This window comes from Palleronia sp. THAF1 (assembly GCF_009363795.1).
In the GTDB taxonomy this organism is placed as follows: Bacteria; Pseudomonadota; Alphaproteobacteria; order Rhodobacterales; family Rhodobacteraceae; genus Palleronia.
In genome coordinates this window covers 1765630-1781838 of sequence record NZ_CP045420.1, presented here as the reverse complement: position 1 = coordinate 1781838, position 16209 = coordinate 1765630, and the positions used below count along the sequence as shown (strand labels likewise).

Annotated in this window: 11 protein-coding genes; 10 read left to right on the top strand and 1 reads right to left on the bottom strand. The window is 61.3% G+C overall.

From position 1 onward, the window contains the following. The first annotated feature begins 265 nt into the window (after positions 1-265). The 10 genes from FIU81_RS08845 to FIU81_RS08800 all read left to right on the top strand — a co-directional run bounded on the left by FIU81_RS08845 (position 266) and on the right by FIU81_RS08800 (position 13232). Positions 266-2218, top strand: coding sequence for an ABC transporter substrate-binding protein (locus FIU81_RS08845; RefSeq protein ID WP_124111568.1), 1953 nt, complete (start codon positions 266-268; stop codon positions 2216-2218). 206 nt (positions 2219-2424) lie between these two features. Beyond that, complete coding sequence (locus FIU81_RS08840) at positions 2425-3411, top strand: ABC transporter permease (RefSeq protein WP_124111567.1); 987 nt, start codon at positions 2425-2427, stop codon at positions 3409-3411. A gap of 4 nt (positions 3412-3415) precedes the next feature. Beyond that, on the top strand, positions 3416-4639 hold the full coding sequence (locus FIU81_RS08835) for an ABC transporter permease (protein ID WP_254695879.1): 1224 nt from the start codon (positions 3416-3418) through the stop codon (positions 4637-4639). After that, entirely contained in the window at positions 4639-6381 is a 1743-nt protein-coding gene (locus tag FIU81_RS08830; protein ID WP_124111566.1) for a dipeptide ABC transporter ATP-binding protein, read from the top strand. Before FIU81_RS08835 ends, FIU81_RS08830 begins: the two co-directional genes overlap by 1 nt. Before the next feature lie 12 nt (positions 6382-6393). Next, complete coding sequence (locus FIU81_RS08825; RefSeq protein ID WP_124111565.1) at positions 6394-7599, top strand: mandelate racemase/muconate lactonizing enzyme family protein; 1206 nt, start codon at positions 6394-6396, stop codon at positions 7597-7599. A 2-nt stretch (positions 7600-7601) separates the two neighbouring features. After that, on the top strand, positions 7602-8633 hold the full coding sequence (locus tag FIU81_RS08820) for a lactonase family protein (RefSeq protein WP_124111564.1): 1032 nt from the start codon (positions 7602-7604) through the stop codon (positions 8631-8633). Positions 8634-8782: 149 nt separating this feature from the next. Beyond that, the gene (locus FIU81_RS08815; protein ID WP_172971436.1) at positions 8783-9493 is read left to right on the top strand and encodes a GntR family transcriptional regulator; all 711 of its coding nucleotides are present in this window, start codon (positions 8783-8785) and stop codon (positions 9491-9493) included. 42 nt (positions 9494-9535) lie between these two features. Further along, a complete protein-coding gene (locus FIU81_RS08810) occupies positions 9536-10516 on the top strand; it encodes a D-2-hydroxyacid dehydrogenase (protein WP_124111562.1) in 981 nt (326 codons plus the stop codon). A 635-nt stretch (positions 10517-11151) separates the two neighbouring features. Then, on the top strand, positions 11152-11469 hold the full coding sequence (locus tag FIU81_RS08805; protein ID WP_124111561.1) for a plasmid mobilization protein: 318 nt from the start codon (positions 11152-11154) through the stop codon (positions 11467-11469). Then, positions 11466-13232 (top strand): hypothetical protein, encoded by a 1767-nt coding sequence (locus FIU81_RS08800; protein WP_124111560.1) that lies wholly within the window; start codon positions 11466-11468, stop codon positions 13230-13232. Before FIU81_RS08805 ends, FIU81_RS08800 begins: the two co-directional genes overlap by 4 nt. 734 nt (positions 13233-13966) lie before the next feature. Here FIU81_RS08800 and FIU81_RS08795 read toward each other — a convergent pair. Beyond that, a complete protein-coding gene (locus tag FIU81_RS08795; RefSeq protein WP_124111559.1) occupies positions 13967-16150 on the bottom strand; it encodes an AAA family ATPase in 2184 nt (727 codons plus the stop codon). Positions 16151-16209 lie beyond the last annotated feature (59 nt).

Here is a 16209-nt window from a genome sequence, read left to right as displayed (position 1 = left end):
GAGATAGACGACGGCGGGCATTGAGTAAATAGTGTATGATTGTGCATACGGAAGCGATACTTCCGTTGGTAGTGAGGCCTTCTAGTGCAGGTATCACGTTCAGATTCTTGCACTGCATTGCGAATGATCGAGGAAACCACTTCCAAAATAATGTATAATTTTTGTTGATCCGCTGATGGTGCTCGGCTAGCCGTATTGGATATCGCGGTTGACGAAGGGGAGGAGCCTGTCGTTGCCGCGCAAGAACGCAACCGGGAGGAAGACCATGATACGACATACCGCCACCGAAAGGTCAGGACGGGCGCGCAGCGCAACGGCCCGCCTGATGCTCGGCGCCGCGATGCTGCCGCTTCTATCGCTGTCGGCCATTGCGCAAAGCGCATCCGGCGAGGCGCCCGCCCTGGCAGAAATGGTAGAGGCCGGTAACCTACCTCCGGTGGCGGAGCGTGTCGGCTCTGAGCCGGAAGCCGTTACGCCTTTGAACGAGGTTGGCAGCTACGGTGGTGATCTGCGGATCGGTCTGCGTGGCAGCTCGGATCACAACCACATTCTTCGCGTGGTCGGGCCGCAGGGCCTCGTGCGTTGGAACCCCGACTACAGTGAAGTGGTCCCGAACGTTGCCGAAAGCTTCGAGGTCAGCGAAGACGGCCGCGTCTTCACCTTCAACCTGCGCGATGGGATGAAGTGGTCCGACGGCATGCCCTTCACCGCAGAGGACGTTCTGTTCAACGTCGATGATCTTCTGCTGAATGAAGAGTTCGCGCCCACGCCGCCGCGCTACATGTCCGGCGACGAGCCGATGACCGTCGAGGCCATCGACGACTACACCGTGCGTTTCACCTTCGCGGAACCTTACGGCGACTTCCTGGCAGAACTCGCCAGCCCGCTGGGCCAGCATCCGGTCCTTCATGCAAAGCACTACTGCTCGCAGTTCTTGCCGGCCTACAATGGCGACATCGGAACCCTGATCTCGGAAGTTCAGGCTACCGACTGGCAGAACCTCTTCCTCCAGAAATGCGGCGATCTGGAGATTCCGGCGCGTTGGGGCAATCCCGAGCGTCCGACGCTAGACCCGTGGATCGTCACGGATCCCTATGTCGGCGGCACCACCCGCGTCACGATGGATCGCAACCCCTACTTCTGGCAGATCGACACTGAAGGGAACCAGCTTCCCTACATCGACCGGATCGTGGCGCCCATCGATCAGGACGTCGAAAGCCTGATCCTGTCGGTCATCGGCGGCAACATCGACTTCGGCCTCCGCCACATTGATCCGCCCTCGAACCGTCCGGTCCTGGCCCAGAACCGCGAGGCGGGCGACTACAAGTTCTTCGAAGCGACGGCGACCGGTGGCACCGACATGTCGATCAGCTTCAACCTCACCCACAAGGACCCGGCCAAGCGCGAGCTGTTCAACCAGAAGGACTTCCGCGTCGCCCTGTCCCTCGGACTGGACCGCCAAGAAGTGATCGACACGGTTCTGCTGGGCCAGAGCGAGCCTTATCAACATGGTCCGTTCGAGGATCATCCCTACTACCACGAGCAGATCGCCTCGCAGTATCTCGATTACGATCCCGAACAGGCGAATGCGCTGCTGGACAATCTCGGTCTGGAAATGGGCGACAACGGCGTTCGGACCATGGCCAACGGCGATCCGCTGCGCTTCCAGATCGACGTGATCCCGACGTTCGAACCCACATGGGTCGACGCGCTGCAGATCATCGAGCAGCAATGGGCCAGGATCGGCGTCGACATGGAGATCAACCCGATGGAGCGGACGTTCTTCTACGAGCGAACCTCCAACTCCAACGACCATGACGCCGCGATCTGGACCGCGACGCAAAGCTGGGTGCCCGGCCAGATCCCGCAGATGCTGGTTCCCGTACACCATGACAGCCGGTACGGCATCGCGTGGAAGGACTGGTACCTGAGCGGTGGCGAGGCCGGGGAGGAGCCCCCGGAGACCATCAAGACGCGTTTCGATCTCTACGACACCGCGCGGACCCTCACCGACCCCGAAGAGCGTATCGCGCAGTTCCAGGAGATCGCGGACATCGCGGCCGAGGAGTTCGAGGTCATGGGTGTGTACAAATCCATCCCGACCTACGGCATCGTCAAGAACGGTCTGAACAACGTCCCCGAGAGCATGGTCAGCTCGTGGTACTACGCCACGCCGTCGCCGACCCTGCCGCAAAGCTGGTTCTGGGCTGAAGAGTAACCCTTGGCGGTGGCGTCCCCGATCCGGGGGCGCCGCCACACCTGTTCTGTTTGCTGCACCGGTCACACGCCGGACAAAGCACTCCGACACAGAGGCAATGCTTGCAGGTAAAACGATCTGACCGGCACACGTGAAAGATGCGTTCAGCCGGTATCCAAGGTCCAACCTGCTCTCCAAGTTGACTGCAATGTTCGGGAGTCCGACAGATGCTTCTCTACTACATCGCGCGACGGATCCTCTGGGCGATCCCGTTCATGTTCGCGGTCTCGCTCATCGCCTTCGCGCTGATCACGGCGCCTCCCGGCGATTACCTGACATCCTTCGCCGCCACGCTGGCCCAGTCAGGCGACATCGTGGACGAAGCCCGTCTCGACGCCCTGCGCGAACGCTATGGCTTCGATCAACCCTTCCTAGTGCAGTATTTTCGTTGGATCTGGGGCGTGCTGCAGGGTGACTTCGGCATCTCGTTCGAATGGCAGCAACCTGTCGGCCAGTTGATCTGGGAGCGTATGGCCCTGTCGGTCACGCTTGCCCTCGCTACGCTGATGTTCACCTGGGCGCTGGCGCTGCCCATCGGTATCTACTCGGCGGTGCGCAAGTATTCGATCGGGGATTACGTCGCTACGACTGTTGGCTTCATCGGCCTTGCGACGCCGAACTTCCTGTTCGCTCTCGTTCTTATGTACGTCGCGGTCGTCGTGTTCGGATCAGACGTGTCCGGCCTGTTCTCGGAAGACTACCAAGACGCGCCATGGTCTCTGGCGAAGTTCGGCGATCTCATGTCCCATATCTGGATCCCCGTCATCATCCTCGGCACCAGCGCGACAGCCAGCCTCGTGCGGATCATGCGCGCCAACCTACTGGATGAGCTGTATCGCCCCTACGTGACCACCGCGCGGGCCAAGGGGCTGTCGGAATGGCAGTTGATCCTGAAATACCCCGTCCGCATTGCAATCAACCCGTTCATCTCGACCATCGGCTGGGCGTTCCCGCAATTGATCTCGGGTGCCGTCATCACCGCCTTCGTGTTGTCGCTGCCAACGTCTGGTCCGCTGATGCTACAGGCGCTCTTGGCGCAGGACATGTATCTGGCCGGTGCCTTCATCCTGCTGCTCTGCTGTCTGTCGATCGTGGGCATGCTCGTCTCTGACATCCTTCTCGCGCTGATCGACCCCCGTATCAGGTTCCAGTGATCCCATGAGCACCAAAATCCAATCCGACCCCGACGTCACGATGGTGAAGCCCGGCGCTTTGGGGGCCGAGCCTTATCCCGATCCGCGCACCTACACGGCGAACGATGACCCGCGCGCCCAGGACCTTGCGCCAGAGGATTTCGCGTCCCAGTGGAAGCTTATCTGGATCTCGTTCCGCAAGCACAAGCTGGCGATGACAGGTCTGATCATCGTCGTGGCGATGTATCTGATCGGCGCATTCTCAGAGTTTCTTGCGCCCTTCGATCCCAACCTGACTTCGGCGCCGGATATCTACCACCCGCCTCAGATGATCCGTTTCATCGACCGATCCGATGGTGAGTTTTCGATCAACCCGCATGTCAACGCCATGGTGGCCGAACGGGACACCTTCACGCTGGAGACCACATTCAGCCCCGATCCGGACAAGAAAATCTACTTAGACTTCTTCGGCAAAGGCGATCCCTACAAGCTGTGGGGCCTAATCCCAATGGAGCGTCACTTCCTGACGACCGAGAACCCGGACGAGATGTTCTTTCTGTTCGGTGCCGACCGTCTGGGGCGCGACATGCTCAGCCGGACGATCTACGGAACCCGCGTGTCCATGTCGATCGGACTGGTCGGCGTCAGCCTGAGCCTTGTGCTGGGTCTGATCCTTGGCGGTATCTCTGGCTACTTCGGCGGTAAGGTGGACATGTTCATCCAGCGTATCGTGGAACTGGTCATTTCGCTGCCGACTATCCCGATTTGGCTGGGCCTTAGTGCTGCCCTTCCACAGGATTGGTCGCCGCTGACACGATATTTCGCGATCACGGTCATCCTATCTCTGGTAGCGTGGACCGAACTGGCGCGTGTCGTGCGCGGGCGTTTCCTGACGTTGCGAACCGAAGATTTCGTCACCGCAGCGCGACTGGACGGCGGATCGCGGGGCAGAGTGATCTTCCGACACATGATGCCGTCGATGGTCAGCCACATCATCGCGTCCGTGACGTTGGCGATCCCGGTTATGATTATCGCAGAAACGTCGCTGTCGTTCCTTGGCCTTGGCCTGACGCCACCGATTATCTCTTGGGGCGTGCTGCTGAAAGAGGCGCAGAACATCCGGTCTATCGCGCAGGCGCCATGGCTCTTTGTGCCGGGCGGGGCGGTGTGCCTGGCAGTGCTGGCGCTCAACTTCCTTGGTGATGGTCTGCGCGACGCAGCCGATCCCTACGTGCAGGACAATGACTGATGGACCATAGCCCCAAGGACACCACGGTTCTGGAAATCAAGAACCTGACGACCGAGTTCAATAACAAGCAGGGCCTGTTCCGTGCGGTCGATGACGTCTCGATAGAGCTGAACGCCGGCAAAACCCTATGCGTTGTGGGGGAAAGCGGATCGGGCAAAAGTGTCATGTCCCGCTCGATCCTGCAGATTGTCGATGCGCCGGGGCGTGTGACCGGCGGGCAGGTCCTGCTGCACCGCCACCGCACAGCGCGGGATGCGGGGATCGAAGATACGGTCGATCTGCTGCAACTGAACCCGAAGTCCAAGGCCATTCGCAACCTGCGCGGCCGTGACATCGCGATGATCTTTCAGGAACCAATGAGCTCGCTGTCGCCGGTTCACCGCATCGGCGATCAGGTGGGCGAGGCAATCCGACTGCACGAACGCGTCTCCAAGAAAGAGATGCGCGAGCGGACGTTGGAGTTACTGCGCAAAGTCGAGATCCCGAACCCCGGCAAGGCCATCGACCAGTATCCTTTCGAGTTTTCTGGCGGCATGCGCCAACGCGCGATGATCGCCATGGCTTTGGCTTGCAATCCCACGGTCTTGATCGCGGACGAGCCGACGACGGCGCTCGACGTGACGATCCAGGCAGAGATCCTCGACCTGATCCGTTCGATCCAGGACGAAAGTGATATGGCGGTGCTGTTCATCACCCACGATATGGGTGTGGTGGCCGAGATCGCCGATGAGATCGCCGTGATGCGTTTCGGCAAGGTCGTAGAAACGGGCGACGTCTACGAGATTTTCGAAGCGCCGAAACACCCCTACACGCAGCGCCTGCTGAGTTCCGTAAAGGAGCTGGACAAGCCGTCCGAGCGGCGTCTTAACATGCGCGCTGAACGCCCTGTCGGCGCGCCGTGTCTGGTGTCCGATAACGTGCGCAAAGTCTTCGGCGGCAGCAACACATGGCTGGGCGGCAAGGTCGAAGGGCTGGTGGCGGTGAACGACGCCAATCTTGAGCTGCGCAAGGGCGAGAACCTTGGGATCGTGGGCGAAAGCGGGTCCGGAAAGACGACGCTGGGCCGCTGTTTGCAAAGGGTGCATGAAGTGACGTCGGGCCGGGTCCTCTACACCACCGAAGAAGGCCGCGAACTTGACCTTGCGCCGATGACCGAGAACCAGTTGGCCGAGCCGTGGCGGGCCATCCGCACAGTGTTTCAGGACCCGTTCTCGTCACTGAACCCCCGCATGACCATCGGCCAGATCATCGCCGAGCCGCTGATCGTCGAGAGCAAGATGTCGGGTGCCGAGATCCGCGCGCGCGTCTACGAACTGCTCGACCTGGTGGGCCTGCCGGAGTCCGCCTACATGCGCTATCCGCACGCTTTCTCTGGCGGTCAAAGGCAGCGCGTGTCCATCGCACGCGCCATCGCACCGAACCCGCGCATCATCATCGCGGATGAGGCGACGTCGGCGCTGGATGTTAGCCTGCGCACGCAGATCCTAGACCTGCTTCTCGACCTGCAGGAACGGCTGGACCTGAGTTTCATCCTCATCAGCCACGACATCGCGGTGATCCGTTACTTCTGCGACCGGATCGCGGTGATGTATCGCGGTCAGATCGTCGAGACCGGTGACACCGAAGACGTCTGCCAAAACCCCGCCCACGACTACACCCGTTCCCTGCTGTCTGCCGTTCCGGTCGCCGATCCGCGCACGCGTGGGCAAAAGCAGCGCGTCAGGTACACCGGAGCCGCATAAGGATACCGCCCCGTGAAGATTACAGACATCAAGACCTTCCTGATGGCCCCCGGTCAGCGCCCCGGCGTCCCCAAAGGCGAAGGATCGTTCCGAGGCTCGCGCAACTGGCTGTTCGTGAAGGTCGAGACGGACGAAGGCATCTACGGCGTCGGCGAGTGTTCAGGCTGGCCGCGTGTGATCGAACGCGCCGTACAGGATCTTGCAACCATCTTGAAGGGTGCGGATCCGCGCGACATCGACCGCCTTTGGCACCGCATGTACGTTGCCACAATGGGCCACGGCATGACCGGAACGGTGGGCGGCGGCGCGCTGACAGGCATCGAGATGGCGCTGTGGGATATCAAGGGCAAGGTGCTGGGCCAGCCGGTCTGGAACCTGCTGGGTGGCAAGTTCCGCGACACGGTGCCCTGTTATGGCCATGCGAAGACACCGAAGCGCGCGCGGGAGTTGATGGACCGCGGATATTCGGCGGTGAAGGTCGGCTTCACCGGCGGTGTGGATCTGGATCTCGTCGCTTGGATCCGTGATGAGATCGGTCCCGAGAAGGACCTGATGGTCGATGCGCACGGGCCCTCATGGATGACGCCCGCCGACGCCATCCTCGTGGGACGCGAGCTTGAGCAGCTGGACTTGCTGTTCTACGAAGATCCCATCGCACCGGAGAACCTGGACGCCCTGCAACGCGTGCGCGACGCGGTGGATATTCCGCTGGCCGCCGGAGAGCGGGTCAGCACGATCTGGGGCATTCGTCCGTATGTCGAACGGGACCTTGTGGATGTTATCCAGCCCGATACAGGGCGGGCAGGGGGGATCACCCAAATGCGCAAAATGGCGGCAATGGCGGAATCCCACTTCATCACGATGGCCCCGCACTCCGGCTCTCTCGGTCCTGTTGCGGAATTCGCCGCCGTACATATGATGGCGACGATCCCGAACGCGCTGATGCTGGAACGCGTGGAGTTCGACTGGGAAGGGCGCTTCGAAGTCGTCTCCCCGGCGCTGATGTCCGAGAATGGCGCTCTGAAAGTGCCTGACGCGCCGGGTCTGGGTGTCGAATTGGTAGAGGACGAGATCGCCAAGTATCCCAGTGAGCGCAACGTGACAGACATGCCCGATAATGAGAGCGCGTATGAGCCCGGAACGGTTGGCGAGTGCGTGTATTTCCAGTCCCGATTGCGACGTGGGAAGCGTCTAAGGCTGAAGCGGACGGACGGATAGCCGTGCAGGATCGAAGCGAAATCCAGCGCCTCATCATAGCCCTGTCAGGCGAGGCCGCGCTGGCGTTGTGCGATCTAGACATGCAAACGGGCGCCATGACCCTGCGCGAAAAGGTAGCCCTGCCGGGGGTCGAGGGGTCGTGCGGCGGCATGCCATTGGTTGCGAACAACGCCGGCGATTGCATTTACGCCGCTTGGCGGGGTGCGGAAAAGCGTCTGTTCGGATTCACATTCGATCAAGCCTCGGGTCGTTTGGAACCGCTATCGAACACCCCTTTGCCCGCCAGCATTTGCTACGTCGCACTGACCGCAAAGGATCGGCGCATCGTCACGGCATCCATGGGGGACAGCACGGTCGCGGTCAGTCCGGTTGACGACAATGGCCAGCCCGGTGATCCGCTATCCATACAGGACGCGCCCTTTGCACATTGCTTGGTCGAAGCTCCGAACGGCTTGTTCTACGCGCCCAGCCTGAAGGGCGGATTCGTTCAGGTTTACGAGTTGACGGACGATCAGAACGCGTTACGCCCCGTGGCCCGATGGGATGCGCCCGAGGATTCCGGGCCCCGAGACATCCGGTTCACCAGGGACGGCCGGACGGCCTACCTGCTGTCCGAATTCGTCGGGACCATCACCCGATTGGACGTTCTGGACGACGGAGGCCTGCACGCGCGCGAAACGATGCCGCTTTTGCCGGAGGGGCAGAAGGCATGGGCCGCAGAGTCGCATTTGGGGGCAGATGAGCAGGTGCTGTATGCCTCTGAACGAAACACGTCCCAGATATTCAGCATCGCTTTGAACGACGGCCAGATGAACGTCATTCAAGTTGTCGCTGCGCCAGACTGCCCGCGTGCCTTCGCACTGGACGGGGCGGGCCGCGTCCTGATCGCCTTGGGCGAGAGTAGCGGAGAGGTTCGCAGCTACCACGTTGGTCACGATGGCACGCTGACCGCCGCAGGCAGCCTGCGCGTCGGTGATGGACCCAGCTGGGTCCTGCCTTTTGGGCTAGCCGCAGTGTCGGTGGGGCCGGCATGAGGTACCGTTCCCTGCGGGGCATCGTCTGTGCCTACCGCTCTTGTGCGTTAACGTGGTCCACGCAGACGAAAGTTGAATTGAGCCGCCGGTTCCGCATTAGGCTGCTTTAGTCCAGAAGGCGTAGAAACGGCGCGATGGGAAGAGTATTTATGGATCAGATTGTCAGGAAGACCGCGGGCGGCGCGCAGAAGGGCAAGAAGGTCCGCGAGCCGGGATATAGCCGTCTTGCCCATTTGATCCGCGAAGAGATCTTCGACGGCAGCGTGAAGGCGGGTGACCGGCTGAAAGTGTCCGAGATCGCCAAACGGTATGGCACCAGCACGAACCCGGCGCGTGAGGCACTTCAGGTGCTGGAGGGCGAGGGGCTGGTGACGATCATGCCGAACCGCGGTGCCAGTGTTCGCGAGATGAGCGAAGACACACTGCACAACGTATTCGACCTGCGCCGCGTGCTGTGGGTCTATATCGTCAGAACCTTCGTCGAAATGGCATCGCAAGACGACATCGTTCAGCTGCGGCGGCTGCAAGAGGCCTGCGAAAAAGCCGTACAGGCAGAGGATTACCCGGCCTTCCACGCTGCAAATATCGCTTTCCACGACATGATCGTCGATCACCACTTCAATGCAGAGGCCGTTGCCATCATCCGCAAGCACAACGGCTGGATGAAGGCCTTCGCGAAATCGGAACCGTTGAGCCTTGCCCAGATGCGTCGGTCCACCGCCGAGCACTGGCGGATCGTAGAGGCCGTTGAAAACGGTGAGACGGAAGAGGCGGCAGAGGCTATCGCGCTGCACCTGAACAATGCGCAGGCCAGCTTCCTGGATCGTCTGCGGCGAAAGCGTCTGAACCAGATCGACTGACGCTTCGGCCGCGGCGCGGTTTGACAAGAAACGAGAACCCTTATGATCCTTCTGTCCAAAGACCTTCCGTTCGACGAAGACCAATGGTCCCGGCTAGAGGCTGCGTTGGCTCCCGATCCGATCAAAAGAGGCGATACCTCGGACGACGCCGCCGTCGCGGTCGCGTTGGAAACGGCAGAAATAGCGATCCTAAAGAGCGATCTGGACGCGCGCTTCACAGCCGCCCCGAACCTGCGCTGGGTTCATTGCGACCACGCAGGTCTCACCCGATCAGCCCGCCCAGAGGTGTTCGAGCGGGGCCTGATCGTCACCGGTTCTGCCGGACGATCAGGACCGGCCTTGGCCGAGCATGTGATGATGTTCTCTCTGATGTTGTGCTCCGGCTATCCGGCCTTCTACGAGGCTCAGAAGCATCATGAATGGCGGCGCGTGCCTGAAATGGCAAATCTTCGCGCGCTGGCGGGGCGGACCATGGGCATCGTAGGGATGGGCCATACGGGCAAGGCCTTGGCGCAGCGTGCAAAGGCCTTCGATATGACCGTTCTGGGCTATCGCCGCCGCGATGCGCCGCCGCCCGAGGGCGTGGATCGCATGTATTCCAGCGACCGCGGCGAAGGCTTGGATGAGTTGCTAGAGCAGTCCGATGTGGTCGCCCTCGTGGTGAACCTGTCCGACGCGACACACCATCTGATCGGAGCGCCTGAACTGTCCCGGATGAAACGTTCGGCGATCCTTGTGAACCTCGCGCGCGGCCCGGTCGTGGATCAGGACGCCTTGCTGGCCGCATTGACCGAAGGACGGATCGCGGGGGCGGGGCTGGATGTCACCACGCCCGAACCCCTGCCTACGGACCACCCGCTATGGGACGCGCCGAACACCTTGATTACCCCGCATTTCACGGCAACGCTGCCCGACCGATCCGAGCGGTCGCTCGTCACGATTCTCGAAAACCTTCGTCGTTATCGAGCCGGAGAGGAAATGCTGAACCGAATTGAGCCAGAGGACATGTGGTCCGGCGAGTGATCCTCAACAGGGTTCTGATGATGTGACCGACCTCCGACGGCATCAATGTGCCAAGGTGAGCGGTCACAGCATCGAGACCACGTGGGTCGGAGAGAAGAAGTTCAATGAAGAGGGTCATGTCTGCGACATCGAACACCGGCGGTCATAAGGATCGGGCGGCTCGCTGAGCAGATCTGTTTCGACACTGTTCCATTGATGTGGTCGACCACACCTCATCTTCCTCGAGCTATCATTTCTCTAGATTAAGCTCGCTTTTTTCATGAATCTGTATGCCGGAAATTTTTCTAGAGAACACTTCTATAAAGAGTTCCGCGGCTTCTCGTCGGTTGGGACGCAGGAGGGACGCAGGAGCAAGGCCCCCCGAAGTGACGCCACCATGCGTGAGGTGTTACGCCACAAGCGCTGACCTACTGATGTGTCAGACAGGTCCAACTGCCTTGACCGACACGACGTTTTTTCGCCTCAGGTTGCCTGTGAGACATTCTTCTGCGCTCTGATCGCGCTCATCGATGGTCGTACTGTTTGTTCGCCCGAAGCTGATTCCTGTGGACAACCGTTTGCTTCAAATGCCGTGAACCCTGAAATTGCAGTCAAGGAAATCCCGATCACCGGGGTTCGAAGCACGGACTGCAAGCATGGGCACTCAACAAAGATTCACAGTTCGCGCGACGGCTGAACAGCTCACGAAGATTGACGCGAAAGCGCAGCGCGCCGGCATGTCCCGAACGAAATTCGTAGTGCAGTGTGCAGTGGCAGGCGGGCGCCCCATGGGCCGCAGCGATCCCGTTCGTATCATCGCGCTGCTCGAGTTGATCAGGCAGCTATTGAACGAAATCGCCGTCGGTCTGGGTCGTCGAGAGTGTCTGGATGCGACGCTGCTCCTCTCCGCGCTGACGCTTGTCGAGGAACGCCTCTCTGAGGCTGGCGCGGCAATCGCCAGGCAACGGAAATGAATTTCGGCTGGTCGAAACATCAAGAGCGCTCACTGCACGAGCCGACAGCCTACGGGCTCAATGTTGTCGTCGAGAAACCGCTCGGGCAGGGGAGAAGGCAGATTGCTCGTGATCCCGTACCCGAACTTCTCTGGGGTGATCCACAGCTCTTCCAGTCCGCGGCGACGCGTCTGCCGTTCAAGCTAGCATATCGCTCCGGAACGCTGTCGTGGGCGCTGAAGGAATTCGACGCACATGCCTTCAACGAAGGCGATCCCGAGCTGCGCGGGCAGATTGCGGCGATTGTCGAAATGGTCGAACAACTTCTGCATGCGGGCGTGCCGAGCGCGGCGCGGCTTCCGTTCTGGGCTGGCACACATACGCACACTAAAAGGATGGAGTTAAACTTCGCGTTCCCGCGTGGGGTGATTACCCCCGTCGGAAAGGTTCGCAGCTTCAATCCACATCCGCCGACGAAGGGCAGCACGGCTGATCTCGACGCGGTCTGCGACCGGATAATTGCCGCTTTCGGCTATGCGAACCCACGCGATCCCGCTCGCCGCGCATGGATTTGTGGATCGGACTGGGCGGAAAAAGAACTGGCGGAGATGGCCAGATACGACGTCGGCGCCACGCAAGATCGGCCTGTCCTATGGCTTCTTGATGCGCTGAAAAGAGAGGCGAAAGGCTACAAGGATGTCGATGACTTACTCATCTCTGCAGCGCCCTTGAGGAATCAGGTCGAGTTTGAAGTGCTGAAACGAGATAGGAGAAAACTCAAGCTCGGCCCGAAGGAGAATGAAGGGCTTACGCTTCGCGGCAGCCTGATCGACGGCGGTCCAACCGTGTCCGACTTCCAACGCTACGAGTTCGATATGGCGCGGACCAAGGAGCGCCTTGCAGCCGCGTGGCAAAAGCGCGCGGCGTACAACGCTCATCGCTACGGGTTCATCCCGGTACCCGAGCCGGACTTGTCGCGAATACTCGCAGAACCGTCACTTAAGATACCGGAACGCCACGCTGGTAGACCCTACACTGCCAACCATAAGGGGCCGATTTCACAGCTGACAGAAAAGATCACGACCAGGATGGCGCTGGCGCTGAGCCAGGTTATCGCTTTCGCCCCTTTGGCCCCGCGATTTCAAAAACTGCAGCATTCCGCACATTCCCTTACCCAGAAACTAAAGGCCTTACATGTCCCAGTATCCTACCCAAACACCGTCTCACACCGACCTACCGAACGCGGCTCAGATCGAACACCTTATCACGCTTCTGTCGGCGATGCTCGAGAAAGCGCAGACTGCGGACATGCGGGAGGCGATCGGAAGCTTCGTGACCATGCTGGACGAAACGATGGCCGCGATGGATCGTGTGACTGGCGATTTACAACGGATCCTACCGGCGGCCGAGGCGACCGAACAGCTGAAGGCGCGAATGGATCGGCTGGAGAACATGATGATGCAGATGAGCGCACAGACAACGAAGCTCCACGACGCGATGTTAGGGCCGGCCGACCTTGGATCGCCGCATGGCGGGTCCTCAGGTCGGCATTGATCGAGGCTTTTCCTGACCGGACGATCTCGGTCCTGCCGTTGCTCTCGATGTCGGATCTTGCCTTCCGGGTGCGCCTTGGTGAAAAGGCATACTTGGTCGATACGAAGGGCATCTTCGCGGGTCCGGAGAACGCCGACCTAGCGCGTATCGTCGGCGAAGTTGTCAATCTGATCTCCGGCGTCGACGATACGTGTAAGAATGCGCCTGATGAGGGTCCGGCACCGTTCTGACAATGGCTTGTTCGGCTTCTCCTGTCCGATCTCGCCACCTTGGGGCAGGGAGCCAGACTGCATCATCGCTTTCGAGAATTGCGCCGCATTCGCAATGGGAAGCTGAACCTTGTGTGCCGTACTTTCCGGACAATGCTTCTTCGACGAGGCCTATCTGATCGACGCATCGGTCCAACAAAAAACCGGCCGCATTCCGTCGCATTTCGGAACCGCATTTCGATCCGCAACGTACCGATCGCGATATGCGGTTTGTTTCGTCGATCCCCGCTGTCGGGTTGTGCAGAGCACCTCGACAATACCTCATCGCCCGTGGATCCGGATGGAAGACCGGACAACCTGAAAGCTCGGCCTGCATCGGATGCGATCTCCATCTTGCAACTTCCGGACTCAAACGTCCTTGACATGCGCGTAGCAAGTCCTGCGCGCAAAAGGCCCTGTCTCCAAGACCGCAGCGTGTTTGGCGGCTATCGGCCGTATCGGAGCGCCCTTCTTGAAGGTCCGCCTTGTCTTCCTCCGCATATACGACCCGCGGTCATCGACAATCCCGCGCGATTCGGAAACAAACTCGATGGCTGGGAAGCCCTTCTATGCGCGGCCCCCGGCGACCGTCGCCCATTCCGTGATGCTGTCCGGAATAGGCCGAAGCGTCCTGCCGGCACTCGATCTCTCGGCCAAGGCGCGGAACACACGGACAAAGACCACATCGAGGCCCGCGTGCGTCATCGTTCACGGTCTCATGCACCTTCCCGGAGGACACGGGCGTGTTCCGGACAATCCTGACCAACGGTGCGCGAGCGTTCGGCCGGGACCCATGCCGTCGCCACAAGGTCCTCGACCTCTTCCCGCTCCAGCACCCCATGCTCCATAAGCTTGTTTGCGATCCGGAGCAGGTCAGCCTTATGCGCCGTTAAGATATCCGTCGCCCGCGCCTCCGCGTTCTGCAGCCGGTCCCGGATCGCCGCATCGAGATCGGAGACGGCGCCGTTCCATGCAAGTCCGCTGAGTCCCAGGCCTGAGGTCAGTTCGATGTTGCGAGCTCGTGCGGTCGCCTGTGCGAGGTCCGAGTTATCGGGCCCGCCCGCGCCTGCCGAAGGTGTCCCGAGAACCAAGGTCTCCGCCGCGCGCCCTCCGAGGTCGTAGACGAGGTGGTCCTCGAGTTCAGACAGCAATCCACTCACTTTATGGCGTGCGAGTTCGATCTCGCCGCCGCCCGGTGTGAGGGCGATCCTCTCGATCATCCCAAGATCGAGCGCGAACGCGATGACGGCGTGTCCCGACTCGTGGAGCGCGATGCGACGGGCGATGTCCGGGGGGTATACGCGGTCCGACAATGCTGCGAGCAGATGCTTGTGCGGCGCACCTGTACCGGCGTCCCGCGCGGCGGAACGGGCGGCGCGGATGGCGCCGTCGATCTCGGCGGCGGTCAGCCCCGTCGCGGCGCGGATTGCTGGCGCGAGCTCACCCCCGTCGGTGTCCGGGAATGCCGCCCGGAGCATTCCGGACACCGCCGCGCGGCCCGGAACCGGAACCCGGACATGGGCGTCGAAGCGCCCGGGACGCAAGACCGCGGGGTCGATGGCCGTGAGGTCGTTACAGGTGCCGACGACCAGAACGCCCTCCATCTCACCGAGAGCATCGAGTTCTTGGAGGAAGGCATTGATTACCTGCCGATGGTACCGCTGCCCGTGGCGGTCCCCGTCCGAGCGCGACCCAATCGCATCGATCTCGTCGATGATGAAGACTGCCGGGGCCGACCGGCGCGCCTCGGCGAAGCTATCTCTCATGGCCCGCAGCATATCGCCGAGATGGCCGCACGCCTGCCAGGCGGCGAGGCTGCCGCGCACGAGACTGACACCCGCTTCGCCGGCCATCGCACGGGCCAGGTACGATTTGCCGGTGCCTGGTGCGCCATTGAAGATCACACTGCGTTCCACATCGTACCACGCGACCTCGCCGGACTGCCAGGCCTGCAGATCGCGCACCATGCGGCGGGCCTGCGCCTCCGCCTTACCGCCACCAGCGATATCAGCCAGGGTAGGGCCGTCCCCGGCGCGCGGTCCAGTGGTCGCGGCGATGCGATGGGCGACCTCCACGGGCGACGACGCCCGGAACGCCAGCAGAAGGGCGGTGTCGTCGATCCGAGCGAGATGTGCGTCGGTGGGCAATGCCGCGCGAACAGGGATCCCATCGATCGCACCGGTGGCGGAGTGAGACGCGGACAGCGCGGTCAGAATGATATCGGCGTTGGGCCGCGCGAGGCGCAGCACATCGCAGCCACGCCGGACAGCATCCGGAAACGCCGCGATGTTGTCGGTGACGATCAGGATCGGCAGTGCGCTGGAAAGGGCTTTCATCAGATCTCGCCTGGATCTCTCGACCGTTGCCTTCAGCTCGTCATCAGTCGGCATCACGTGAACATCGATGGCAATCCCGTCCCCCGCTTCAAACCCTGTCGCGATCCGCCAGCCGACCGGCAAAAGCGCTCGGAGGACGCGCTGGAACAGCTCGGCGCCGATCGGGCGGTCGGTCTCGATCACTGTGACCGCACCTTCCGCCAGGGCTTTGTCCTTTTGGGTGAACGTGCCCAGCGTGGCGGCCAGACGAATGGTGAGCAGTAACGTGTCATTGGGAATACGGACCTTCGGACGGTCCCGACCTTCAGCGTCGGTACGATGCGGATCGCCACCGGCGCGCCGGATCGCCGCGATCTGTTCTTCCGGCAAATGATTAGGGGGATCGAGACGTGCGGTCGCGCGGGCCATCTTGAAGGCCAGGCCCTCGGCCGAGCGCGCGTCGTCTCGAACTGTCTCAAGGTCCGTGGCGTCGAACCACTCGTCTTTCGCGATAGCGCTACGCAGGCGCGTGACGGCGGTGTCAGCGAGCGAGGCCCAGGGTGCAAGTGTACGGTCGGTCGGCATTGAAGTGCCTCCTTTGTATCGGATCAAAGCATCGGAAAGGGCGGGGCGGCGGTGGCCGT

Bases quoted from the DNA above. Each gene is read 5' to 3' on its own strand.
- FIU81_RS08840 (WP_124111567.1), top strand. From the start codon at position 2,425: ATGCTTCTCTACTACATCGCGCGACGGATCCTCTGGGCGATCCCGTTC.
- FIU81_RS08830 (WP_124111566.1), top strand. From the start codon at position 4,639: ATGGACCATAGCCCCAAGGACACCACGGTTCTGGAAATCAAGAACCTG.
- FIU81_RS08805 (WP_124111561.1), top strand. From the start codon at position 11,152: ATGGGCACTCAACAAAGATTCACAGTTCGCGCGACGGCTGAACAGCTC.
- FIU81_RS08835 (WP_254695879.1), top strand. From the start codon at position 3,416: ATGAGCACCAAAATCCAATCCGACCCCGACGTCACGATGGTGAAGCCC.
- FIU81_RS08845 (WP_124111568.1), top strand. From the start codon at position 266: ATGATACGACATACCGCCACCGAAAGGTCAGGACGGGCGCGCAGCGCA.
- FIU81_RS08810 (WP_124111562.1), top strand. From the start codon at position 9,536: ATGATCCTTCTGTCCAAAGACCTTCCGTTCGACGAAGACCAATGGTCC.
- FIU81_RS08795 (WP_124111559.1), bottom strand. From the start codon at position 16,150: ATGCCGACCGACCGTACACTTGCACCCTGGGCCTCGCTCGCTGACACC.
- FIU81_RS08800 (WP_124111560.1), top strand. From the start codon at position 11,466: ATGAATTTCGGCTGGTCGAAACATCAAGAGCGCTCACTGCACGAGCCG.
- FIU81_RS08815 (WP_172971436.1), top strand. From the start codon at position 8,783: ATGGATCAGATTGTCAGGAAGACCGCGGGCGGCGCGCAGAAGGGCAAG.